The 23,286-nt window shown below is 69.3% G+C and carries 19 protein-coding genes and 2 pseudogenes; 9 read left to right on the plus strand and 12 right to left on the minus strand.

The annotated features are described in order from the left end of the window. Positions 1-751 precede the first annotated feature (751 nt). The 5 genes and pseudogenes from FSYMDG_RS04260 to FSYMDG_RS04285 all read right to left on the minus strand — a co-directional run bounded on the left by FSYMDG_RS04260 (position 752) and on the right by FSYMDG_RS04285 (position 6,060). Positions 752-1,898, minus strand: a pseudogene (locus FSYMDG_RS04260) (RNA polymerase sigma factor). 48 nt (positions 1,899-1,946) lie between these two features. Then, the gene (locus FSYMDG_RS04265) at positions 1,947-2,303 is read right to left on the minus strand and encodes a YciI family protein (protein ID WP_013872359.1); all 357 of its coding nucleotides are present in this window, start codon (positions 2,301-2,303) and stop codon (positions 1,947-1,949) included. An 876-nt stretch (positions 2,304-3,179) separates the two neighbouring features. Then, positions 3,180-3,644, minus strand: a complete 465-nt coding sequence (locus tag FSYMDG_RS22680; RefSeq protein WP_013872360.1) for a hypothetical protein — start codon at positions 3,642-3,644, stop codon at positions 3,180-3,182. Next, positions 3,595-4,287 (minus strand): DUF433 domain-containing protein, encoded by a 693-nt coding sequence (locus FSYMDG_RS04280; protein WP_013872361.1) that lies wholly within the window; start codon positions 4,285-4,287, stop codon positions 3,595-3,597. Before FSYMDG_RS04280 ends, FSYMDG_RS22680 begins: the two co-directional genes overlap by 50 nt. Positions 4,288-4,779: 492 nt before the next feature. Further along, the gene (locus tag FSYMDG_RS04285; RefSeq protein ID WP_013872362.1) at positions 4,780-6,060 is read right to left on the minus strand and encodes a DNA methyltransferase; all 1,281 of its coding nucleotides are present in this window, start codon (positions 6,058-6,060) and stop codon (positions 4,780-4,782) included. A 293-nt stretch (positions 6,061-6,353) separates the two neighbouring features. Here FSYMDG_RS04285 and FSYMDG_RS04290 point away from each other — a divergent pair, with 293 nt between their 5' ends. Then, entirely contained in the window at positions 6,354-6,779 is a 426-nt protein-coding gene (locus FSYMDG_RS04290; protein WP_013872363.1) for an NUDIX hydrolase, read from the plus strand. Positions 6,780-6,835: 56 nt separating this feature from the next. On the opposite strand, the pseudogene FSYMDG_RS04295 reads toward FSYMDG_RS04290, so the two are convergent. After that, positions 6,836-7,348 (minus strand): annotated as a pseudogene (locus tag FSYMDG_RS04295) (MaoC family dehydratase); the annotation flags it as partial. A 389-nt stretch (positions 7,349-7,737) separates the two neighbouring features. On the opposite strand from FSYMDG_RS04295, the gene FSYMDG_RS04300 reads away from it, so the two are divergent. Both FSYMDG_RS04300 and FSYMDG_RS04310 read left to right on the plus strand, forming a co-directional pair. Next, positions 7,738-8,628 (plus strand): LLM class F420-dependent oxidoreductase, encoded by an 891-nt coding sequence (locus FSYMDG_RS04300; RefSeq protein ID WP_013872365.1) that lies wholly within the window; start codon positions 7,738-7,740, stop codon positions 8,626-8,628. A gap of 467 nt (positions 8,629-9,095) precedes the next feature. Continuing rightward, positions 9,096-10,586 (plus strand): TerD family protein, encoded by a 1,491-nt coding sequence (locus tag FSYMDG_RS04310; protein WP_013872366.1) that lies wholly within the window; start codon positions 9,096-9,098, stop codon positions 10,584-10,586. Positions 10,587-10,890: 304 nt separating this feature from the next. Here the strand turns inward: FSYMDG_RS04310 and FSYMDG_RS04315 are convergent, their stop codons facing one another. After that, positions 10,891-12,090 (minus strand): acyl-CoA dehydrogenase family protein, encoded by a 1,200-nt coding sequence (locus FSYMDG_RS04315; RefSeq protein WP_013872367.1) that lies wholly within the window; start codon positions 12,088-12,090, stop codon positions 10,891-10,893. Between the two features lie 381 nt (positions 12,091-12,471). On the opposite strand from FSYMDG_RS04315, the gene FSYMDG_RS04320 reads away from it, so the two are divergent. Further along, positions 12,472-13,590, plus strand: a complete 1,119-nt coding sequence (locus tag FSYMDG_RS04320; RefSeq protein ID WP_013872368.1) for a glycoside hydrolase family 6 protein — start codon at positions 12,472-12,474, stop codon at positions 13,588-13,590. A gap of 124 nt (positions 13,591-13,714) precedes the next feature. Here FSYMDG_RS04320 and FSYMDG_RS04325 read toward each other — a convergent pair whose 3' ends face one another. Together FSYMDG_RS04325 and FSYMDG_RS04330 are read right to left on the minus strand one after the other, a co-directional pair. Beyond that, positions 13,715-14,113 (minus strand): type II toxin-antitoxin system VapC family toxin, encoded by a 399-nt coding sequence (locus tag FSYMDG_RS04325; protein ID WP_013872369.1) that lies wholly within the window; start codon positions 14,111-14,113, stop codon positions 13,715-13,717. After that, a complete protein-coding gene (locus tag FSYMDG_RS04330; protein ID WP_202797673.1) occupies positions 14,110-14,391 on the minus strand; it encodes a type II toxin-antitoxin system Phd/YefM family antitoxin in 282 nt (93 codons plus the stop codon). The genes FSYMDG_RS04325 and FSYMDG_RS04330 overlap by 4 nt, the downstream gene beginning before the upstream one ends. A 611-nt stretch (positions 14,392-15,002) precedes the next feature. Between FSYMDG_RS04330 and FSYMDG_RS04335 the strand changes: the two genes are divergently transcribed. Then, positions 15,003-16,409: a magnesium transporter MgtE N-terminal domain-containing protein gene (locus tag FSYMDG_RS04335; protein WP_013872371.1), complete on the plus strand. Its 1,407-nt coding sequence runs from the start codon at positions 15,003-15,005 to the stop codon at positions 16,407-16,409. After that, positions 16,409-17,050 carry a DUF1003 domain-containing protein gene (locus tag FSYMDG_RS04340; RefSeq protein ID WP_013872372.1) on the plus strand — a complete coding sequence of 214 codons (642 nt, stop codon included), beginning with the start codon at positions 16,409-16,411 and terminating at the stop codon, positions 17,048-17,050. Before FSYMDG_RS04335 ends, FSYMDG_RS04340 begins: the two co-directional genes overlap by 1 nt. Positions 17,051-17,192: 142 nt before the next feature. Here FSYMDG_RS04340 and FSYMDG_RS04345 read toward each other — a convergent pair whose 3' ends face one another. Further along, the gene (locus FSYMDG_RS04345; protein ID WP_013872373.1) at positions 17,193-17,477 is read right to left on the minus strand and encodes a chorismate mutase; all 285 of its coding nucleotides are present in this window, start codon (positions 17,475-17,477) and stop codon (positions 17,193-17,195) included. A gap of 403 nt (positions 17,478-17,880) precedes the next feature. Here FSYMDG_RS04345 and FSYMDG_RS04350 point away from each other — a divergent pair, with 403 nt between their 5' ends. Both FSYMDG_RS04350 and FSYMDG_RS04355 read left to right on the plus strand, forming a co-directional pair. Then, entirely contained in the window at positions 17,881-18,726 is an 846-nt protein-coding gene (locus FSYMDG_RS04350) for a RecB family exonuclease (RefSeq protein WP_013872374.1), read from the plus strand. A 412-nt stretch (positions 18,727-19,138) separates the two neighbouring features. Next, the gene (locus FSYMDG_RS04355; RefSeq protein ID WP_050803684.1) at positions 19,139-20,356 is read left to right on the plus strand and encodes a pyridoxal phosphate-dependent aminotransferase; all 1,218 of its coding nucleotides are present in this window, start codon (positions 19,139-19,141) and stop codon (positions 20,354-20,356) included. A gap of 125 nt (positions 20,357-20,481) precedes the next feature. Here FSYMDG_RS04355 and FSYMDG_RS04360 read toward each other — a convergent pair whose 3' ends face one another. After that, positions 20,482-21,294 carry a hypothetical protein gene (locus FSYMDG_RS04360; RefSeq protein ID WP_013872376.1) on the minus strand — a complete coding sequence of 271 codons (813 nt, stop codon included), beginning with the start codon at positions 21,292-21,294 and terminating at the stop codon, positions 20,482-20,484. A 132-nt stretch (positions 21,295-21,426) separates the two neighbouring features. After that, on the minus strand, positions 21,427-22,521 hold the full coding sequence (locus FSYMDG_RS04365) for an oxygenase MpaB family protein (RefSeq protein WP_202797674.1): 1,095 nt from the start codon (positions 22,519-22,521) through the stop codon (positions 21,427-21,429). 242 nt (positions 22,522-22,763) lie between these two features. On the opposite strand from FSYMDG_RS04365, the gene FSYMDG_RS04370 reads away from it, so the two are divergent. Then, complete coding sequence (locus tag FSYMDG_RS04370) at positions 22,764-23,237, plus strand: antibiotic biosynthesis monooxygenase family protein (protein WP_013872378.1); 474 nt, start codon at positions 22,764-22,766, stop codon at positions 23,235-23,237. The last annotated feature ends 49 nt before the right edge of the window (positions 23,238-23,286 follow it).

A 23,286-nucleotide genomic window follows, 5' to 3' on the forward strand; every position in this document is an offset into this window, starting at 1 on the left:
CGGGGATGTTGCGGGAGAAGTCCCACAGCAGGTCGATACCGTCGGTGGCCAGCTCGCGGGCGGCATCCTGCACGGACAGCAGGCCGGCCCCGAACCGAGGATCGGCGGAGTCGGTGGGGGCGCCACCATTTGCCCGCGACCGCACGACTGAGCCTCCACAATATCGCTGAACCAATAATCCGGTGAACGATAATCCCGGGCTGGTCCGGGTATGTTTGCCGTTCCGACATGATTACCCGGACTGCCTGAACAGAGCGTACATCGACATTCGCCGTCGGATCGTGATCGACGGATGAAATGATCTTCGCGGCTGTTGGTCGTGGGTCACTGCGCGCGGTCGCGGTGTGAAGGATCGTTCGACGAGGCCCTGGCCTACCGCACCATCGCCGAATTCCTCGAAACCGCCCCCTGACCCCGCACCTCCTCGCCCCCGCATCCCGGTTGGGGGTTCTCGTCGACTTGGCCGATGCTCCACTGCCACGGGAGGTCAAGCTGCTCCTCAACCGCCGGGCGCGACGGGCTGGAGCCGGTACAGATCGTTTCCCCAGATCTCGTTTTTGCCATGATCCCCGACAGCTTTGTTTGCGCAGCTCGGAACATATGTTGATCTATATGAGCGGGCAGTTTTCGATCTTTGTTGAGATCGTTTGTGGTAGGTCCTCGCAACCGGGTAGCGTCGTTCCAGCTCAGCGGCGGTCCCGAAGGGGGTGCCCTCGCCAACCCCAGCCCGATCATGAGGGTATGTGAGCGTTCAGGGAGCGTCGGACAGCTTTGTTGCCCTTTGTAGGAGCAGGTCCCGCTCGCGGGCGTTGCGGGTCAGGGATGCCGCTCGCGCGAATTCCGCTCGTGCCTCCTCGACCCGCCCCAGGCGTTCGAGGAGATCCCCCCGGACGCTGGGAAGCAGGTGATAGGACCTCAGCGCTGGTTCGTCCGCGAGGGTGTTCACCACCTTCAGGCCGGCCGCGGGGCCCTGCGACATCGAGATGGCGACCGCGCGGTTCAACTCCACCACCGGGGAGGCGGTCAGCGCCGTCAACCGTCCGTACAGTTTGACGATCATCGCCCAGTCCGTGTCCTCGTAGCGGATCGCCTGAGCGTGGCACGCTGCGATCGCGGCCTGGAGGGAATAGGGGCCCAGGCCCGCGCGGTGCAGGGCCTCGACACCGCGGTGGATCAGCATCCGGTTCCAGCGGGTACGGTCCTGCTCCGCGAGCAGGACAGGCTCGCCACCGGGGCCGGTGCGGGCCGGCAGGCGGGACCCCTGGAACTCCAGGAGCGCAACCAGCCCCTGGACCTCGGGTTCCGTGGGCATCAGGCCGGCCAGGACGCGGGCGAGGCGGAGCGCATCCTCGCACAGGCCCGGACGTACCAGGTCGTCGCCGGCCGTCGCCGAATAGCCCTCGTTGAACACCAGGTAGATGACTTCCAGAACCGACGAGAGCCGGGCCGCCCGGTCAGGGCCGTACGGGACCTCGAAGGGAACCTCGGCCCTGGCAAGCGCCCGCTTCGCGCGGACGATGCGCTGGGCGACCGTCGCCTCCGAGACGAGAAACGCCCGAGCGATCTCCTCGGTCGTCAGCCCGCACAGCAACCGCAGGGCGAGCGCGATCCGGGCCTGCGTCGACAGCACAGGGTGACAGGTGGCGAAGATCAGCCGCAGCAGGTCGTCGTCGATGTCATCGGGGTCCGTCGTCTCGGGCGGCGGCACGTCCTCCAGCACCCGGCCTGTCCGGGACACCTGACTGCGGCCACTGCTCCAGCGCGGCGACCAGCGCATCCTGCGCCAGTTCCTGCGCGATGCCCACGTCCCGCACGATGCGGGCGACACCGGCGACGATCCGCGCGTACTCGATCCGGAACGCCGTTTCGACCGCCTTGGTCGCGCCTGCCGCCGTCACAGCCACCCATCAGACCAGCCGGGCCGCGGCGGGGCAAGCGCGGCCAGGTCACGCCGTGGCGATCTCGCGGACCTCGACGGTGACGGTGATGTGCTCCGGGTGGATCTGTAGGAAGCGCCTGCTCCACTCGTGAGCCTCGGCCGTGTCCCTGACCTGGAGGATGCTGTAACCGCCGACCACCTCCTTGCTTTCGGTGAACGGACCGTCGGTGTAGCTGAACTTGCCGTCGGACCAGGTGATCCGGGTGCTCTCGGAGGTCGGAGTGAGCCCGGCCGTGTCCAGCAGCACCCCCGCTCTGGTCATCTCCTCCAGCAGCGCGCCCATGCGCTGCTGGACTTCGGGGCCGATGTCCTCCGGGGAGATCTCCCGCTCGTTGATACGGATCAACGTCAGATACCGTGGCACTGCGACTCCTTGATCGGGATGGTGGGGCCCTTCCCCGCTTCTCACCCGTACGTCGAACGGCGGACGCCCGGATCGACCGCTCTCCCGAATTTTTCTGAGCACTGTCGCAGTAGCTCATGGTAATCATCGCTGGCCCACGCTGCTGGCGCTCGGGGAGAACCGTGGAACGCCCCTTCAGGGGTTGGGCGAGCCGCGCTGGATAGGCGGTGGGCCGGTGGGTTACGCGGAGGATCATGCTGTCTCGGCCGCGGTCGGAACAGCCGGAACAGATCGTTCCGCTGAACTCCGTTTTGCCCATGATCCTAGACGGGCTCGTTCACGCAGCTCAGGATAGATATTGATCTACGGAGATGGTCAGATTGCGATCTCTGTCGAGATCGTTTGTGGCGGGTCCTCGCAACCGGACAGCATCGTCTCAGCTCGGCGGCAGCGCCGAAGGGGGTGCCCTCACTAACCCCAGCCCGATCATGAGGGCACAGAAACGGCGAGGTCGTACAGGCTCGGAGCGGTGTTGCAGCCGAAGCTCGCTAACTCCAGCCCGATCGTGAGGGTATGGAAACAGGACGTTCTTGTCGTTGAAGTCGCCGATGATCGCTCCGTTGATGCTGGTTCGGGTGCGAGGGTGTGGAAACATCGCCGAATTTGTCGGTCCGGCCGATAGAGTGTCATCTATGTCACTGCGTGTAGTCGTGGGGCGGTGGGAGATGCTGACGGCTATCGGCTGTCAGGGAAGATCGGCGCGAGTTTGTTGTTGTGTACGCCTGTGGGGTTGAAAAGCGTACACGGCGACAAATTCACGCTGATCATGGCTCATGTGGGTGGTCGCGGACGGTATCCACGGTTCGATCGTGAGGGTGAGGATTTCTGCGGGTGTGTTCAGGCAGTGGGATGGGTGGGTTTACGACGTTGGCGGACGGTCATGCTGTGGACGTTGTGCTGGCTGACCCAGGTAACCTGTGGTTCACGTGATGTCGCGATGGTCACGATAGTGGCGAGATGAGTATTGATTCTGTCGAGCATCTGTTCGCGAGCGAGCTGGCCTTCGAAGAGGAACATGTGAACGCGGGCGGCGCGTAACGCGGCGAGCTCGTCGGGTCTTCGGAGAATGGCGGCGTCTCGGGCGAGAACGACCCATCCGGTCCGGCGGACAAGCGTCAGCCATGCGGTGTCGGGCTGGCCGCTGGCCGCGGCCTTGGATCCGAAGACTTCCGCCAGCGTGTGGACGGCGTAGCCCAGCTCGCGTAGACGGCCTGTGACGGTTCGTCCCCCGAGCGAGGCATCGACGAAGAACTCAGGCGGCTTTGCCCAGTAGGACGCGGGTGGCGGCCCAGACATCGTCATCGGTGACCTCGTACTCGAGCGCTACTTCATGCGGGTTCTCCCCGGCGTTGACCATGGCGGCGACGTCCGAGACCCGGACGCGTGTTTCAGCGAAAATCGGCTGCCCGAAAGCCCGGTCGATGTCGACGACAACGTCGGCCGGCTCGAACGCGGCGAGGCGCAGCATTCGGGGATAGCCGTCGTCTGCCCAGGTCAGATACTTCAGATAGCCGGCGACGATCTCCCGGAAGACCAACTGGTTGGTGCCGGCCACCATCAGGGGCTCGCCATCACCGGGGATGTTGCGGGAGAAGTCCCACAGCAGGTCGATACCGTCGGTGGCCAGCTCGCGGGCGGCCAGGACGTAGTCGCGTCCGAATTCCCGCTGGAGGGCTTTGAGCGCGGGCCGCGCCTTCGCGATGCGCAGCCCGGCCTGGCGCAGCGCCGTCAGGACATGAGCCTCGGCGAGGGCGATGAACGGAACACGGGCTTGCGGCCGTTCGGCGGGCAGAACGTGTATCAGAGGCTGCCCGTCGTGGCTGACGGCCCACCGGCGGAATGTTCGTGGTGGCAGCGCCAGGCAGCGGGCGGCATCCTGCACGGACAGCAGGCCGGCCCCGAACCGAGGATCGGTGCGAGCACCACCATCTGCCAGCCGCGGCACGACCGAGCCTCCTCGATATCGCTGAACCAATAATCCTGCGGACGGATGATCCCGGCCGGATGGTCCGGACACGTTCGCTGTTCCGGCATGGCCGCCCGAACCGTCTGAACGGAGCGTACATCGACAGTCGCCATCGGATCGTGGTCGACAGATGAACCGATCTTCATGGCCGGTGGTCTCGGTGTCCGTCCGCCGCATGGATGATCGTTCGGCGGGCTGTTCTGTTGATCATCAACGGGCTCGTGCGCGCAGCTCAGGATAGATGTCGATCTATGGAGATGGTCGGATTTCGATCTCTGTCGAGATCGTTTGTGGCAGGTCCTCGCAACCGGACAGCATCGTCCCGGCTCAGTGGGGGTCCCGCAGGGGATGCCCTCACTAACCCCAGCCCGGTCATGAGGGTATAGAAACTGGAGTACGTGGGGCGGCGGACTGGTGTTGTCGCTGTCCTTGTTGGCCCTCGCTCGGGCGTGGGGGCAGAATATGACGGGTTTATGGGCGGCGGGCGCTCACGTTGTATTCGTAGAGGGATTTGTTCGAGTTTCGTTTGCGGATTGTGCTGATCTCGACGTCCGTGTAGGCGAGGGCGCGCAGCATGGTGGCATACCAGGTGTGGGCAGGGACCTCGTGGCCGTAGAAGGTCGAGTTCCCCACGATGTAGGAGACCACGCCGCCCCGTTTCACGGCCGGTGTGACGGCCTGGAAGTGCAGCCACATGTCGTGGTGGTACCTGTGCACGTAGGTCGCGAGCAGCGGGCCGTTCTTCCCGCCGTCCGCCGCGATTCTCGCGCATACAGCGGCCATGGCGTCGTCCACGGGGGTGTCGACCTCGGGGCGCCAGCCGTTCAGTTTCGACGTCGCGGTGCCCCACGTCCCGCCGATGGCCCGCCAGTCGAGGTCCCCGGCGTCACCGGCGAGGTTCAGGAAGCGCAGCCAGTACATGTAGGGGCGTAGTTCCCGGACATACGACATACGGTTGACGTAGGGCGGGCTGGTGATGATCAGGTCCGCTTCCCTCAGCTGGTCGATTCTCGTCCGGGAGTCGCCCTGGTGGATTGCGGCGGAGCCCGGCAGGTCGCACGCGGCGGACCGGAGCACCGCGTCCATCTCCAGCGCGAACGCCGAGATCGCCGCTTCCGCCGCGGCCTGGTCGAACAGTGCCGGAGCGCCGTCACCGACATCCTTCGGGGATGCCCCGGCGGACTCCTCGAACGGCGTCCGGAAGGACATGGACTGATGGTTGAACGCGGCGTTGCTCCGCGCGATGAGCGTCCGGCACAGCGCGATCTCGAGAAGGTCGCGAACCGCTCCCTCGTGCGTGTCGATCGCCGCCCGCAGCGCTTTCAGCGCGTGCAGCGTCCCGGGCGTCCACCACCGTTCTATGTTGAAGATGTCGGGTTGCCACAGGACGGCGTCGCGATCAGTCTGGGTGACCGTCCTGACGACTTCGTGTGTGGCGTCGACGGCCGCCAGCAGTGTTTCACGCGGATAGTGCCGGACCTTGGTCCGGCCGAGCCAGACGAGAAAAGGGTTGACGTCGACGCTCTGCCCGTAACGGCCGAGTTCGGCGGCGGCGAGCGGAGTGGTGCCCGTCCCGGAGAAAGGGTCCGTGACGACCGAGCCCGCCGGCAGGCGCGAAATGCTCTCCCGGACGAGGCGCACCCCGTAGGCCGGGGTGAGCCGCAGCCATCCGTGCCGGCCGACACCCATGTTGGCGCGGAAGGTCATGTGCTCGTTGCGTGCCACGGGGGGTCGGCCGACAGCCGCGGTCACTTCGCCTCCAACGGTCGGCCTACCGGCGGTTTACCGGGAGCGCCATGTGAAACTCGTCAACCAAGATCCACGGCGTGTTCTGACCTGCGACGATACTGATGCGGGGCCGACGCGGGCACCGGTGCGACAGACGAGTTGACGGATGAGCCGGTGGACGGGCCGGTGAACTGGTCGGGGGATGAGCTTGCCCGGCACCGCCGTCCGCCGGCATTGTGGATACGGGAACAGCTGGCTGGTATGACACCGGGTCACGATGACCGGTCCATGCCGGTCAGGACGATCGGACTCGCCGGATGACGGGAAATCGGGTGCCGCTGGAGCAGACCGAACGAAGGGTCCCGTGCGTCGGGGCGATCATCATGAATGCCGCCGGCGCGCTGCTGCTCGTCCAGCGGGCCAGGGAGCCCGGCCGGGGGCTGTGGTCGCTGCCGGGCGGGCGGGTCGAACACGGGGAGAGCGACAGCGCCGCGCTCGTCCGGGAGGTCCGCGAGGAGACCGGCCTGGAGGTGGCCGTCGGGCGGCTGGTCGGGCGGGTCACGCGGCCGGGGCCGGACGGAGCCGTCTACGACATCGCCGACTACGTGTGCGACATCGGCGGCGGGATCCTGCGGGCCGGGGACGACGCCGCGGACGTCCGCTGGTGCCCCGACCTGCGGGCCACAGCCCTCACCGAAGGCCTGCTGGACGCCCTCGCCATCTGGGGTATCACGACCGCGTAGGCGCCATGCCGACGTACAGGGCGGAAGGAAGAGGCGGCAGAAGGCAGAAGAAGGTGTCAGGTGCCGTTGGGGACGGGGCGGCCGGGTTGCTCGCCGCCGCGGGCCTCGCCGTAGGAGCGCTTGGGCACCATCACCTTGCGGCGGTAGATGCAGACCAGGGTGCCGTCCTGGTTGTAGCCGCGGGTCTCGACCTGCACGATGCCCCGGTCGTCCTTGCTCTTCGACTCGACCTTGCCCAGCACCTCGGACTCGCCGTAGATGGTGTCGCCGTGGAAGACCGGCTTCACATGCCGGAGGGATTCGACCTCGAGGTTGGCGATGGCCTTGCCGGAGACGTCCGGAACGGACATGCCGAGCAGCAGCGAGTACACGTAGTTGCCGACGACGACGTTCCGTTTGAACTGGGTGGTCTCCTCGGCGTAGTGCGCGTCCAGGTGCAGCGGATGGTGGTTCATGGTCAGCAGGCAGAACAGGTGGTCGTCGTACTCGGTGACCGTCTTGCCCGGCCAGTGCTTGTAGACCGCGCCGACCTCGAACTCCTCGTAGTAACGGCCGAACTGCATGCGCGCTTCTCCTCGCTCTGCCTGGCGCTCCCGCCGCTACGCGGGATCTGCTGCCGCGAACCCGCCCGGGGCTGATCCTCCCAGGTCGGCCGGGCATCTGCCCGATTCGCAGCCGTATCCAGCCCGCGACCGGCGGATAGTAACGGTACGACCGCAAAATGGTGATGATGCGGAGGTGGCAGGGCGGTGGCACGAGGTGGGTGTGGGTCGTCCATCCGGTACCGGGCGGCCACAGCGTCCGTGCCAGGGTTCCCCGAGAGTCCTGAACGGTTGGGCTCACACGGCCCCATGGTGCCCACGCCCGGGGTACGCCGGGTGGTCCCAGCGTGGCCATGCCCGCCGACGTCCGTCAGGATGGGGACGACGGCCGGAACGCAGGACGTGAGGAGTTGGCGATGCTGCTTGGCGTACACGTGGTCCGGTTCACCTGGCCGGGCGGGGCGGAGACGATCGGGCCGGTCCTGGGACGGGCCGCCCGGGTCGCCGACGACGCGGGCGTGGCCCGTCTCAGCGTGATGGACCACTACTTCCAGATGGAGGAGATGTTCCCGGCCGACGAGCCGATGTTGGAGGGCTACACCACCCTGGGGTTCCTCGCCGCCCACACGTCCAGGCTGCGGCTCGGCCTGCTGGTCACCGGCGTGACCTACCGCCACCCCGGGCTTCTCGCGAAGATCATAGCCACCCTGGACGTGCTGTCGGGCGGACGCGCGGAGCTCGGCATCGGCGCCGCCTGGTACGACCGCGAGCACCATGGGCTGGGGGTGCCGTTCCCGCCGGTCGCCGAGCGGTTCGAGCGGCTGGAGGAGACGCTGCGGATCTGCCGGCAGATGTGGAGTGAGGACAACGGCCCCTTCACCGGCCGGCACTACCAGCTTGCCGAGACGCTGTGCGTGCCGGCGCCGATCAGCCGGCCCCGCGTGCCGATCCTGATCGGGGGCAGTGGGGAGCGCAAGACACTGCGCCTGGTGGCGACCTACGGCGACGCCTGCAACCTGTTCGCTCCTTCGGCGGACGTGGTGGCGCACAAGCTCGACGTGCTGAAGGCGCACTGCGACGCGGTCGGCCGCGACTACGCGGAGATCTCCAAGACGATCATCTACAACGGCGACGCGCTGGCCCGGGAGGACACCGGCGCCTTCCTCGCCGAGGCCGAGCGGTACGCGCGCCTCGGCATCGACACCGTGATCGTCGTCCCGCCCGGCGGTGAGGCGGTGGACGCCTGGGTCGAACGGATCTGCGTCCCGGTCGTCAAGAACCTCGCCGACATCGCCGTCACCGGCTGAGCTGAAGCGCGGTCGCCGACCGAGCCGTCGCCAACGGGCATCGACGGATGCTGGCTGACGCCAACGGAATCGCCGTCGCCGGCCGATCTTTTCTTCTTCGCTTCGCTCTATCTTCCCCGCCGGTTTCTTCCCCGCCGGCCGGGGCCGGGCGGCCCACCGTGGCGAATCCCGGCTCTGGCCGGCGCCAGCCCCGGGGGCGACGTTCCAGGCCTGGACGGTGTCCGGAGAATTGGGTTTCCGGAGGCGGATCCGGTGGAACCGTGGATCAGGGTCGGGTCGTTACCCGATCGGACGCGTCTGTCGTCATGGGGAACGGGCGGTCGCCGGGTGCCGGTTGTCGGCTGGAAGCCGGTATCCGTCACGATGGCCTCGCGGGAGTCACGCCCGCGGACGTCGAACAACATGCCGATCAGTGACATGCCGACAGGCGACGGGTAACAGGCGACAGGGCAGATGCGGAGGCCACCATGGCGCAGGTGCTGAGCAAGGGCGCGAACGCACCGTTGTCCACTACCGACGTACGGGTGGAGATCAGTTCATCCACGCCGTTGGACATCGCCGCGCTGCTGGTGACCGCGAATGGCAAGGTCCGCTCCGACGCCGACTTCGTGTTCTTCAACCAGCCCACCGGGCCGGGGGTGCGCCTGCTCCCGCCGTCCGCGCTCGAGTTCACGCTGACGCAGGTACCGTCCGACATCGACAAGGTGGTCGTCACCGGCAGCCTGGACGGCTCCGGCCCGCAGACCTTCGCGGCCGTCAACGGGCTGCGGGTCGTCGTCCGGGCCGCCCGGGGTGAGGAGATCGCCCGCTTCGACCCGGTCGAGCTGACCGTCGAAAGCGCGCTGATACTCGTGGAGCTCTACCGGCGCCAGGGGGCGTGGAAGGTGCGTGCCGTGGGGCAGGGGTATGCCTCCGGCCTCGCAGGTATCGCCACCGACTTCGGGATCACGGTGGACGATCCGGGTGCCCCGCCGGTCGACCCGCCCACCCAGATCGTCACCCCGCCGCCGGGGCAGCAGTGGGGGGCCCCGGCGGGGCAGCCCGCGGGCGGCCAACCCCAGTGGGGGGCGCCGTCGGGGCAGCCCGCGCAGCCCGCCGGGGCGGGGGGCGGCTGGGGCGCGCCACCGTCCGCGCCGCCGCCGGCCCAGCCGCCGCAGCCGACCCAGCCGTGGGGGCAGCCGCAGCAGTCCCCGGGGCCCTGGGGGCCGCCGGCGCCGGCGCAGCCCGCTGGGCAGCAGCACTACTGGGGCGCGCCGCAGGGCCAGCAGCAGGCGCCGCCGCAGGGTGGCGGCTGGGGCGGTGGCCAGCCCCAGCCTCCGGCCGCACAGCAGGGCTGGGGTGCGCCGCCGTCCGCGCCGGCCGGCGGTGGGGGCGGGGCGCCGGTGAACCTGGACAAGGGCCGGGTCTCCCTGCGCAAGGGCCAGAGCGTCTCGCTGGTCAAAACCGGCGCCCCGCCGCTGACCCGGGTGCGGATGGGCCTTGGCTGGGATCCGGCGTACAGCGGGCGCCAGATCGACCTGGACGCCTCCTGCATCCTCTTCGACGGCCGGGGCAAGGACGTGGACAAGGTGTGGTTCATGTCCAAGAAGGGCGCCCGCGGCGCGGTCCGCCACTCCGGCGACAACCTCACCGGTGCCGGTGAGGGCGACGACGAGACCATCTTCGTCGACCTGGCCGCGCTCCCGCCGAACGTCGAAGCCCTGGTCTTCACCGTGAACAGCTTCCAGGGGCAGCGCTTCACCGAGGTCCGCAACGCCTTCTGCCGGCTGATCGACGACTTCACCGGAGCCGAACTCGTCCGGTTCGATCTGTCCGAGTCGAAACCGCAGACCGGGCTCGTCATGTGCAAGGTGGCTCGCCAGCCCGGCGGCCCGAACTGGACGATGACCGCCATCGGGGAGTTCCACGACGGCAAGACCGTGCGCGCGATGGTCGGCCCGTCCAAGCAGTATCTGTAGAGCGACGATCCGTGGAGCGGGGGAGCCGTGGGGTGACGGCTCCGGCCGTGTTACGGGCCGGCTGTCGTCAGGGCCGGGGCTGGTAGCAGCCCTCCGCCCTGACCCGGCAGCACTCGGCACCACCCGGCACAAAAATTAAAGCCGTGTCACGGTGTGTCCCGTAGCGTTTTCCCGTGGGAGTTCGTGGATGTTTCACGAGCTCCCACGGGAAGTTTTCCGCAGTCTTCTGTGACTCCGCGGGCTTCGTGGCCCCGCCGGTTCCGCGAGTTTTTCGCGGTGATGCGCCCCGCGGCGGCCCGGCGGCCTACTGCTGCAGCTTGTAGTCCCGCAGCAGCGCGCGGCTGATGATCCGCTTCTGTACCTCGGACGTACCCTCGCCGATGAGCATGAACGGCGCCTCCCGGAAGAGCCGCTCGATCTCGTACTCCTTCGAGTAGCCGTATCCACCGTGAATGCGGAACGACTCGGTCGTCACCTCGAAACAGTATTCGCTGGCGAGGTACTTGGCCATGCCGGCCTCGACGTCGTTGCGCTGGCCGCTGTCCTTCTTGCGGGCCGCGTTCACCATCATCAGGTGGCCGGCCTCCACCTTGGTCGCCATCTCCGCGAGCTTGAAGGCGATCGCCTGGTGGTCGGCGATCTGATGGCCGAACGTGCGGCGCTGCTGGGCGTAGGAGATGGCCAGTTCAAATGCCCGGATCATGATGCCGCAGGCGCGGGCCGCGACATTGACCCGGCCCACCTCCACGCCGTCCATCATCTGGTAGAAACCTTTGCCGCGGCCGTCGAGGCCACCGAGGATCGACGCCGCCGGCACCCGGTGGTTGTCGAGCACCATCTCGGTGGTCTCGACCCCCTTGTAGCCGAGTTTCTCCAGCTTCCCGGGGATCGTGATGCCCTCGTGGGTGCCGAAGCCGGGTTCCTTCTCCAGCAGGAACGTCGTCATGTTCCGGTAGACGGAGTCGGCGCCCTCGTCGGTCTTCACGAGAGTCGCGACAAGGCCGGCGCGGGCACCGTTGGTCAGCCACATCTTCTGGCCGTTGATCACGTAGTCGTCGCCGTCGGGAGTGGCCCGGGTGGTGATGGCGGACACGTCCGAACCGCAGCCGGGCTCACTCATCGAGAAAGCGCCGCGGATCTCCCCGGTGGCCATTTTCGGCAGGAGCCGCTGCTTCTGTTCCGGGGTGCCGTGCTGGATGAGGAGATAGGCGACTATGAAATGTGTGTTGATGACTCCCGACACGCTCATCCAGCCGCGGGCGATCTCCTCGACGACCAGGGCGTAGGTGAGCAGCGACTCGCCGAGCCCGCCGTACTCCTCGGGAATCGTGATCCCGAACAGCCCCATCTCCTTCATGGCCTCCACGATCGCCTCCGGGAACTCGTCCTTGTGCTCGAGTTCCGTGGCGTATGGCAGAATCTCCTTGTCGACGAATGTGCGCACAGCCGACAAAATGTCGACCTGGACGTCCGTCAGACCATCGGTCTGCGCGATCCTGCCCATGGTGTCCGCTTCCTTTCTCGCCATACCGTGGTCGACCCGTGCCATTTCCGCACCGGTTGCCGGGAATCATGTTCGGGTCGTCGCATACTTATGAGAAGTATCACGGCATTCGGGGGCGGACGCCAGCGACGCCAGTGGCTCACTCCTTGTCCGGCGCCATCCTGGCCTGCTGCCTCCCGTGCCGAGGCCGAGGCCAGCGGGCCGTGCAGCCCCCGGTCGAGCGCGTTCGGTACCAGCCCGCGGAGCGGTGTCGGGATCACTGCGCAGTATCAACGATCACTGTTCGTATCGCCTGATATCGGGCGTATGGCCCATAGGGTAGTCATCCAGGGGGCTTGATGTTGTGGGTGCTGGCACGCCCGTTGTGCCTCCGGAGGTGTGGTGTTCTCGTTTCTTCGCAAGGTCTGCCAGGAGCCGCTCGGTGGGATCCGTCAGGGGACGCCCGCCTGGCGGCACCTGGCCGCGGTGGCGACGATCGCCGTGGCTGCGGCCGGTGTCCTGACGGCCGGCTACCGGTCCGGGGGCGTGGGGACGCTGCGGGCACCGGTGTCCCCGGTGTCCCCGGTCGCCGCGGACAGCCCAGACGCCACGGGCATCCCGGGCGGCGAGGCGGCCGGCAACCCGCTGGCCGGCGTCCGCTTCTACGATGATCCAGACAGCCAGGCGGACGCCGCCGCGACCCGACTGCGCGGCGGCGACCCCGCGAACGCGGGCCTGCTCGACAAGATCACGAATACCCCGCAGGCGCTGTGGCTCGGCGACTGGTTCCCCACCGCGCAGGTCCGCGCCACGGTCGCCGCGCGGGTCGGCAGCGCGCGGGCCGCCCAGGCGATCGCGGTGTTCGCCGTCTACCATATACCGGCTCGCGACTGCGGCGGCTACTCCGCCGGCGGGGCGGGCTCGCCGGACGAGTACCGCGCGTGGATCTCGGAGGTTGCCGCCGGCATCGGCACGGGCCCCGCCGTGGTGATACTCGAGCCGGACGCGATCGCCGGCGCGGACTGCCTCCCCGCCGCCGACCAGCAGACGCGCTACACGCTCATCCGTGAGGCGGGCACGCTGCTGACCCAGCACGGGGCCACCGTCTACCTCGACGCGGGGCAGCCGGACTGGCGCAACGCCACCGAGATGGCGGGACGCCTACGGCTTGCCGGCGTCACCGCCGTGCGCGGCTTCGCCCTGAACACGGCGAACTTCGTCGCCACCACCGACCTGCTGGCCTACGGCAACCGGATCGTCGCCGAGCTCGGCGGCAGCGGCCACTTCGTCGTCGACACCAGCCGCAACGGCTACGGCCCGGCCCCGGACAAGCAGTGGTGCAATCCGCCGGGCCGGGCGCTGGGAGCCCGTCCGACCACACAGACCGGTGACGAGCACGCGGACGCGTTCCTGTGGGTGAAGGGCCCCGGCGAGTCCGACGGCACCTGCAACGGCGGCCCGCCGGCCGGCAGGTTCTGGCCGGCCTACGCCCTCGACCTGGCCCGCCGAGCGCCCTATTAGCTCAACTAGCATCAGATTGACCAGCATTAGCTCGACCAGCTCGTCCCACAAGCTGTCACCAGCACAAATACGTCCAGCGGCACTGCTGCCCACCGAGTCCGCATCCGTTCCCAGGGTTTTGGGATCAGGGGGCGCGGACGGGGAAGCCGAAGTCGAGGGCTGCGGTGGCCAGGCGGCGGTCGTAGGTGACGAACGCCGTCAGGCTGTCGCCGAGCCGCCGCGCGGCGGCCAGATGGATCGCGTCGAGGGTGCGCACCAGAGGGTCGGCGACCGCCCCGGCGTCGTCCAGGATGGGCCGGTCCAGGATGATGTGGTCGAGGCGGTTGAGCATGGTCACCGCAGCCTTATACAGGTCGGCGTCGTCCGCGGTGGCGCGCCGTACCGCTCGGACGACCTCGGTGCGGGCGAGTAGGGAGGTCACCTGGGGATACCCGGCGTGCGCGCTGAGGAAGGCGCGCAGCGCGGATGTCTCGGCCTCGGTGACGACCAGTTTCACCAGCGCGCACGAGTCCAGGTAGATCAACGATCGTCCTCGGCGCGCATGTCGAGGAGTACCTCCGACAGCGCTGGCCCGTCCGTGCGTGGGGGCCCGGGTTCCCATTCGGCGAGACCGCCCTCGCCGGGCTGGAGCACTCCTTCGTCGATCAGCCGTGCCCGTGCCTGGTGGAGGTCGCTGGGTGGGGTGAGGACGGCGATAAGGCGGCCGCGTTCGGTGATCTCGATGGTCTCGCCGGTCTTGACCCGATCGAGGATCCTGGACGCGTTGTGCTGGAGCTCCCGTACGCCGATCCGTTCCATCATGACGCACATGATATAGCCTCATGTGCGTCACATCCGCGATCATCGACGTTCGCCGGCGGCAGCTGTTCTGGCCGCCCTACGCCCTCGACCTGGCCCGCCGAGCGCCCTATTAGCTCGTCCCACAGGCCGCCACCGGCACAAACGCGGTCAGCGGCACCGCCGCCCACCGCGTCCGCATCCGTCTCCAGGGTTCGGGATCAGGGTGACAGCCCTGGTGGGCAGCTCGCCGTGAGCGCTATCGATCCTCGAAGATGTCATGCGAGCCGATTCGTAGCCAGATGACGTGTGGACCCGGCCTGCCGGGGATCGGCTCCCCGTACTGCCACAACGCCCGGCCGTTCGGCGCCCACGTCAGCTCCCAGACGTCAGAGATCCTTTTTGAAGCGTTTGACCCGCAGACGCTTGTCGAAGTCACGGCGACGTTTTCCACGTCATGGTTCTGTTCGCTGACAGCATCGCCTGGATCGGGAGTCGTGAGGGTGGGGGTAGCCTCGCGCCGTGAGGCCGAACCATCAACCGTTGCGGTGGTCGGCCGTGACGGCGGGTATTTGGCTGTGGCGTGCGTCGCGCCAGGTGTTCGGTGGGGCGGGTGTCATGACGGGTGGCCGGCGGTGACGGCGGCGTCGGGGCGGATGTTCTGCCGGCGGCTGGCGGGGCTGCTCGTCCTCGACCCCAACGGTGACGTGGTCGGACGGCTGCGGGACGTGGTGGTGACGGTGCGGCCCGGCAGCCAGCCGCCCCGCGTCCTCGGGCTCGCGGTCGAGGTGCAGCGTCATCCGATCTTCGTCCCGATCGGTCGGGTGACGGGGGTGGAGTCGGGTGCCGTGGTGCTGTCCTCGGCCAGGTTGAGCTGGCGCCGGTTTTCCCAGCGTCCCGGTGAGACGCTGGTGCTCGGTGAGCTGCTGGACCGGCGGGTGACGCTGGTCGCCACCGGCGCCCCGGCCACCGTGGTCGACGCCGCGATCGAACAGGTCCGCGGCGGCGACTGGGTCGTCGACCAGGTCGCGGTACGCATCGGTCGGCGGCGCCGTGGCGAGGTCCGCACGGTCTCCTGGGCCGAGGTCACCGGGCTCGCTCTGCCGGAGGAGGACCAGGGCGCGGCCAACATGCTCGCGGTGTTCGAGAAACTGCGGCCGGCGGACCTTGCCGCGCTGCTGCGGGACCTCTCCGACAAACGTCGCGTCGAGGTGACCGCGGCCCTCGACGACGAACGGCTCGCCGACGTCCTGGAGGAACTGCCCGAGGACGAACAGGTCGAGTTGCTCGGCGGGCTCGCCGACGAGCGGGCCGCCGACGTCCTGGAGGCGATGGGCCCCGACGACGCCGCCGACCTGCTGGGGGACCTGCCCGCCGGGGAGGCCGAACGGCTGCTACGACTGATGGCGCCGTGGGAGGCCGCGCCGGTCCGGCGTCTGCTCGTCTACCCCGACCGGACCGCCGGAGGCATGATGACCAGCGAGCCGGTGATCGTCGGCCCGAACACGAGCGTGGCCGAGGCGATCGCGCGGATCCGGGCGCCAGAGCTCTCCCCGGCGCTGGCTGCGCAGGTGTACGTGGTGCGTCCCCCGTTCGAGACGCCCACCGGGCGTTATCTCGGGCTCGTCCACTTCCAGCGGCTGCTGCGGGAACCGCCCGGGGCGCTTGTCAGCGGTGTCGTCGACGTCGGCATCACCCCGCTGCGGCCGGAGGCGTCGCTACAGGAGGTGACCCGTCACCTCGCGTCGTACAACCTGGTTGCGGTTCCGGTGCTGGACGACGGCGCCCGGCTGGTGGGGGTGGTCACCGTCGACGACGTACTGGATCATCTGTTGCCGGCCGGCTGGCGGGAACACGACCTCGGCCCGGACGCCCCGAACTCGGACGCTCCGAGCCGGGGCACCCCGAGCCCGGGCGCCCCAGCCCTGGACATCCCGGGCAGGGGAACCCGCAAGGCAGGCGCTTCGGGTGCGGACACTCCGGATGTGGATGCCCGGGACGCGGGCGCCTCGGGTCTGGACGGCCCGGGCGCGGGGATCTGATGAGGCTCCGTCGTCGTACGGGCAGGCTCGATCAACCTAGTCCGTCCCGCCGGTCGGCGCTGGTCCGCCGTCCCCACGAACCGGACGCCTTCGGCCGGGTCGCCGAGCGGATCGCCCGGTTCATCGGGACCGCACGCTTTCTGGTGGCGCAGAGCATCGTGGTGGTGCTGTGGATCGGCTACAACATCATCGTGCCCCGTGACCTGCGGTTCGACAACTACCCGTTCATCTTTCTGACGCTGGCGCTGTCCCTGCAGGCGGCGTATGCCGCGCCGTTGATCCTGCTGGCGCAGAACCGGCAGGACGACCGGGACCGGGCCAACCTCGCGCAGGACCGGGAGCAGACCTCACGCCAGCTCGACGACACCGAGTACCTCGCCCGCGAGATAGCGGCGATCCGCATCCGGGTCGGGGAACTGGCCACCCGTGACTATCTGCGCTCCGAGTTGCGGGCGGAGCTGCGGGCGCTGCTGGCCGAATCCCTGGAGACGTCCGCGGGGACGTCCGCGGGGACATCGTCGGTGGGGACGGACGCGGGAACAGGTGAGGACGTCGGCGACAGGCGCCGCCGCGCCCCCGGATCATGGGATCGGCGGCCCGAACGCGGCAGCTCCACCGACCGGCGGCTCCAGAGCCCGTGAACCGTACATCCGACCGGACGACGTCACCAGACGTCACCAGACGTCACCAGAGGAAGAAGACATCACCGGGAGAATCGGGATCGTTCCTCACGGTGGGAATCCGGCTGGTGTCCTCAGACCGAAGCGTCCGCGATCCGAGGACCTAGGTGAGAGATCCGCGACACAGCGTGAGAATGGACAGGGCGATTTCGGCCCCGCGCGGCCCGAGCTCCCGCGACCAGGCTGTGATGATCTCGTTTTCCCGTTCGTGCTGGATCCGCGGACCGCCGTCCGCGGAACGCAGCGCCTGAATCTGCTGGGATATCTCCAGACGGGCGCCGACGAGCGCGCGAAGCTGTGTGTCGATCTCGTCTATGGCCTGCCGGCCGTCCGCGATCGAGGAGACCGCCGGTGCCGGCGTGGCGGCGGGAAGCGCGTGGCTTGTCATCTGGGCTCTTTTCATTCGGGACCCGGCCGTCCCGGAGCCGGACAGGCCCGGGGAAAGTCCGGGCCTTGAGTCTCGGCGTGTCGCGTCAGATACGCGGCAGTGCAGGGACCGTGCCCGGTCCCTGGTAAAAATGATCCGGTGATCTGCTCGCGCGGCGCGCGCAAAGAGGAGATCCACCGGGCATGGCTACCAGCATGCCAGCCGGGATTGCCACCGTCCAGCGGTCCGTCCGGCTCGCACCGTGACCTCACACGGCCCAGAAGCGGTCGGGACGTCACGCCGCTGTCATACGGGCGCCACACGGATGCCGCACGGGACGTCCGGCGGATGCCGGAAGGACACCCCCCGAAACCGCACCGGGACGCCACCGGGACGGCGTCAGGACGGATGGGAGGATCGTCTCGTGGACCAGTTGCAGTTGGACGGCATGCCGCGGCGGCTGTTCGTGTGCACCCCGTCGAAACTGTCCGCATTCGCGGAATGTCCCCGCCGCTACCGGATGGCGTATCTCGACCGGCCGGCGCCGGTGAAGGGGCCGGCGTGGGCGCACAACTCCCTTGGTTCCAGCGTGCACAACGCCCTGCGGGCCTGGTGGGACGAACCGCTGGCCCGCCGCACGCCGACCCGCGCCGCCCACCTCGTCCGACTGCTGTGGATCACGGATGGCTGGCGGGACGCCGAGCAGTCCACGACCTGGCGGGAACGGGCCGCGGAGATGGTCGGGCGCTACGTGGCCACCCTCGACCCGGCCCGCGAGCCCAGAGCGGTGGAACGTCAGGTCGCCGCGCGCACCGAGCGGCTGGCCCTGTCCGGGCGGGTCGACCGGCTCGACGACCGGGACGGCGAGCTCGTCGCCGTCGACTACAAGACGGGACGCCGACCGCCCACCGACGACGACGCCCGGGTCTCCCCGGCGCTGGCGCTGTATGCGCTGGCGGTCTCCCGTACCCTGCGCCGTCCCTGCTGGCGGGTGGAGCTGCACCATCTGCCCACCGGCACCGTGGCCAGCGCCGAGCACGACGAGGCGTCGCTGGGACGTCAGCTGCGGAGGGCCGAGGCGCTGGCCGACGACGCCGAGCGGGCGGCCGAGGCGCTGCGCGGCGGCGCCGGGCCGGACACGGCGTTCCCGCCACAGCCGGGCCGGTTGTGTTCCTGGTGCGACTATCGGCGGCACTGCCCCGAGGGCCGCGCCGCCGCCCCCGACCGCGCCCCCTGGGACGCCGTCGCCGCCGCCGAGCCACCCGGCTGAACCCCGTACCCCCGCGCCAGCCCGTATCCCCGCGCCCGGCTGGGGAGCGTCAGAGAATCTTGATTGGTGTTTGTCCGGGTAGGGCTGTGACCTGTGGAAACGCCTGAACGCCGCCGTCCGCCACGCCTCTGTTCGGGCGGCCCCTCCGAAGTGCCCGAAGGATGTGAATTCAGTGCTGTCACAGCGGCACCGGATTCACATCCTTGCCCATGGGCTGTCGTATGGATCATGTGAATGGCATCTGTTTCCGGTCGCGGCTCCGCCGGCGGTTTCAGCCGAGGAGCGTCCGGGGCCTGCTCGTTGTCCGGTAGGCCGGCGGGAGCTGGGCCATGATGGCTTCGTGACAGAGCGAGCGAGTGCCGGCCAGCCGAACACCGCGCCCTCGGCCGTGTCGCCGGCCGTGTCGCCGATCATGTTGCAGGACGCCCGGCTGCCCGGTGGCGGCCAGGCCCGGCCCGCGGGCGGCCCGTTGCGAGTGTCGGCGAAGGCCGGGACGTTCACCGAGTCGGTGATCCGGGAGATGACCCGGCTCTGCCTGGCGCACGACGGCATCAACCTCGCACAGGGCTTCCCGGACTTCCCCTGCCCGGCCGAACTGAAGGAGGCGGCGAAGGCCGCCATCGACGCGGACGACAACCAGTACGCCATCACCTGGGGCGCGAAGGCCTTCCGGCGCGCCATCGCCGCCAAGGTCGCCCGTACCTATCCGGGGTGGACGGTGGATCCGGAGACCGAGATCTGCGTGACCTGCGGTTCCACCGAAGCGATGATCGCGACCATGCTCGCGCTGGTCGACCCCGGCGAGGAGGTGCTGCTCTTCGAGCCCTTCTACGAGAACTACGGCCCGGACACGATCCTCTCCGGCGCGCGGCCGAAGTTCGTCCCGCTGCACGGGCCCGACTGGAGCATCGACGAGGCGCAGCTGCGCGCCGCCTTCTCCGACCGGGTCCGGGCCGTCGTCATCAACACGCCGCACAACCCGACCGGCAAGGTGTTCACCCGCGCCGAGCTGGAGCTGATCGCAGAGCTCTGCCAGCGGCACGACGCGCTCGTCTTCACCGACGAGATCTACGAGCACATCCAGTATCTCGGCCCGGGCGGGCACATCCCGCCCGCCACCGTCCCGGGGCTCGCCGACCGCACGGTCACGATCAACGCCCTGTCGAAGACCTATGCGGTGACGGGCTGGCGGGTCGGCTGGACCATCGCCCCACCGGCCTACACCGCCGCCATCCGCAAGGTCCACGACTTCCTGACCGTCGGGGCCGCCGCGCCGTTGCAGGCGGGCGGGGCCGCCGCTATGGCCCTGCCGTCGAGCTACTACGACAGCATCGTCACCGACTACCTCGAGCGCCGTGACCTGCTGTGCGGCGCGCTCGCCGCGGCCGGCTTCCATTTCCGGCCACCTGACGGAGCGTACTACGTCATGTGCGATACGCGATCGTTCGACCCTGACGGGGACGACGTGGCCTTCGCCCGCCGGCTACTGGAGACGGTCGGGGTGGCATCGGTCCCCGGATCGTCGTTCTTCAACGAACCCGCATACGGGCGTCACATCATACGTTTCGCCTTCCCGAAACGGCTGGACACCCTGCGGGCGGCGGCCCAGCGGCTGGCCATCCTCGCCTGACACACCCCGCCGCGCGCGCCCGCGCCCCGCGCACCCCGTGCCGCCCCACGGGTGGCCGCGGGGACGCGGCTATGCCCGGCTGCCGCGCTCCGCCGCGGGCTTCTGCGGGACCGAGGGCCCCGAGATCAGCACGTCGTGAGCAGGGAGGGGACGGGCAGCGGATACCGGCCGGCGGCGGCCCGGGCGCGTCCCCGGCGCACCTCGGCGGCCAGCCACCGCAGGTAGGCGTCGACGCCGCCACGGTGGTGTGGCCGCGACCACCGACCGCGCAGGTCACCGACTGGTGACCGCGATGCTCCGGCGGCGCCGGTAGCGGTCAGCATCACCGATCGTGGCGGCAGCAGATAGCGGCCGCGCAGGTACTCGCCCAGCCAGCGGGCCTGCGCCTCAGCGAGCCGGACGGCGTCGGTGACACTGATCGCCCCGGTGCCGCCGGCCGGCCCCGGCCCCGACCCCGGCGACACGCCGCTTGGCAGGACGCCACATCCGTACACCCCTTCCGCGTCCGGGTCGAAAACGCCGCCGAACAACGCCGATGGGACGGCGGGCGAGCTGGTCAGCCGGTGCGCGGCGGCCTTTCCGACGACAGGCCCGACGACTCCGCCGAGGAGGACCACGGCGTCCCATCGAGTCGCCGGCTGGTCACCGCCGCGGACGTCGAACGGCCGGCGGCCGTCGTCCTGCGGGTGAATCTCGTAGCCGCCGCTATCGAGCCTCGTGAACCGCCCGGCGAAGCCCCGCTCGTCCGGGAACTCCCCACCGGTTCTGGGAGACTCCCCACCGGCCCCGGCGGGTCCTCCGGTGGGCGAGGGGGGCGCCGTCGCCGGGCCGTCCGCGTCGTGCGTCGCGCGATCGTGTGTCACGAACAGGTGCGCGTCCAGCCCGGAGTCGATGAGCACGCGCAGCGCCGTACCGGCGGCCGGACCCGCACCGAACACCGCTACCCGGGGAAGTTGAGCCACGATCGGCAAGAGTAGGCCACATCCGGCTGCCCGTGACACCTCCCCGCTGTGTCGCCAGGCTGGCTTACGGTGTCGTCGGGACTGGCTGTCGGTGTTGTCGGGCTGGGGTCACCGGCCTGGTGCCACCGTCAGGTGGGCTGGGAGGCGGCGGGTCTGAGGCGGCAGCGGGTCCTCCTCCGTCCGCTGGCGCGGCGGTGTCATCACGAGGCGCCGCGGAGCGTCCCGGGGGATCATCCGGGCGTCGGGCACAGGCCTGGCAGTGCGCGTCCTGGCGCGGCGTGCCGTAGCGTCCCCCGACCCGGGGACCTGCCGTAGCCGGCGTGGCAGCGCGAGCAGCGCGGTACGTGTCGCCCGTGCGCCCAGGCAGGCGGCGGCGTCCAGCAGCGGCGTGTCGGGCAGGCCGTAGAGCCGCCGGGCCCAGCCAGGCAGCATCCCGACCGCGATCGCGCTCAGGGCGGACCACGCCGGGCGCGCGGGCGTGGTCCGCGACACCCACCGGGGCATGGGCGGCCGCAGGATGAACGAGATCATCTCGTGGGACTGCGAGGTCACCCGCAGGTGAGGGCGCATCCGGGCGAAATAGCGGGCAACCGCGGCCCGGCTGTCCGGGACATCCTCCGCCGGGATGCCGATCAGCTCGGCGGCACGCACCTGCTCGGCGAAGTAGGCGTCGGCCTGGCTGTCGGTAAGGCGCAGCCCGCATCGACGGGCTGTCGTGAGGAAGGACTCGACCTCGCTCGCATGCACCCACAGCAGCAGTTCGGGATCGGCGGCCCGGTAGGGCCGGCCGCTGGTGGGCTCGATGCCACGGATACCTGCGTGCACGTGACGTACCCGTTCGGCCGCGTGCCGTGCCTGTTCCGTGGTTCCGTAGGTGATCGTTTCGACGTAGGTGGCGGTGCGCAGCAGACGTCCCCACGGGTCGGCCCGGTAGGCGGAATGCTGGGCGACGCCGGCCATCGCCAGCGGATGCACGCCCTGCAGGAGCAACGCGCGGATACCGGCAATGATCATGCTCGGATCGCTGCGTACCCGCCAGGTCATGCTGGACGGCCCGAACAGCCCGACATCCGGGCCGGGGCTCGCCGCCATGCTGTCGGTGCTGTCGGTGGTACCGCTGGTGCTGTCGGTATCGGTGGCACTGTTGACGCTGGTGGCACCGCCCGCGTCGGCCATCGGCCGGCAGGCCCCGGATCGTGTCACGGCATCAGTGACCTCGTTGACTCGATGCCGCTGATCAATCACCTGAACATCCCCGTTTCTTACTCTCAGAAATCAAATAGCAACTAATAGTTCCACATTGACCATGATAGATGCATGCAGGGTGCGTTACGTGTCCAGATTGCGATCAGATGGTGATGCAATGCCGGGCGGTGCGTGCATGCGCCGCTCTGAGTGAGTCGTTGCGGTGTCGCGTGACCGGTGCCACGAACTAACGTGGCCTCATGAGCGTTGTGAAGATCAATGCACTGACCGTCCCGGCCGAGCTGCGGGCCACGCTGGAGCAGCGGTTCGCTGGTCGGGCCGGCATCGTGGAGGCCGCGGACGGTTTCGAGTGGTTCGAGCTGCTACGGCCGGTGGAGGGCACCGACACCTACCTCGTCTACACGCGTTGGCGTAGCGAGGAGGACTTCCAGAAATGGCAGGCGTCCAACGCCTTCCAGGCCGGGCACGCGCAGGCGGCGGCGGACGCCGCGGGTGGTCCGGGGCCGGCCGGTCATCCCGGAGCCGGCGGTCACCCCGGTGCCGGTGCGCCAGCCGGCCATGGCGCGCCGGCTGGTCATCCCGGATCTGGTGCGCCGGCCGGTCACGGCGGACCCGGCGGTCACCCCGGGGCTGGTGCGCCGGCCGCGACCGCGGCCACGCTGTGGTCCTTCGAGGTCGTCCAGTCGGCCGCGCCCAGGAACGAGAAGGCCTAGGAGCCACGCCTCGCCGCCCGAAGCCTCTCCGTCCGTAGGTGGAAGCCGT

This window comes from Candidatus Protofrankia datiscae, from assembly GCF_000177615.2.
In the GTDB taxonomy this organism is placed as follows: Bacteria; Actinomycetota; Actinomycetes; order Frankiales; family Frankiaceae; genus Protofrankia; species Protofrankia coriariae.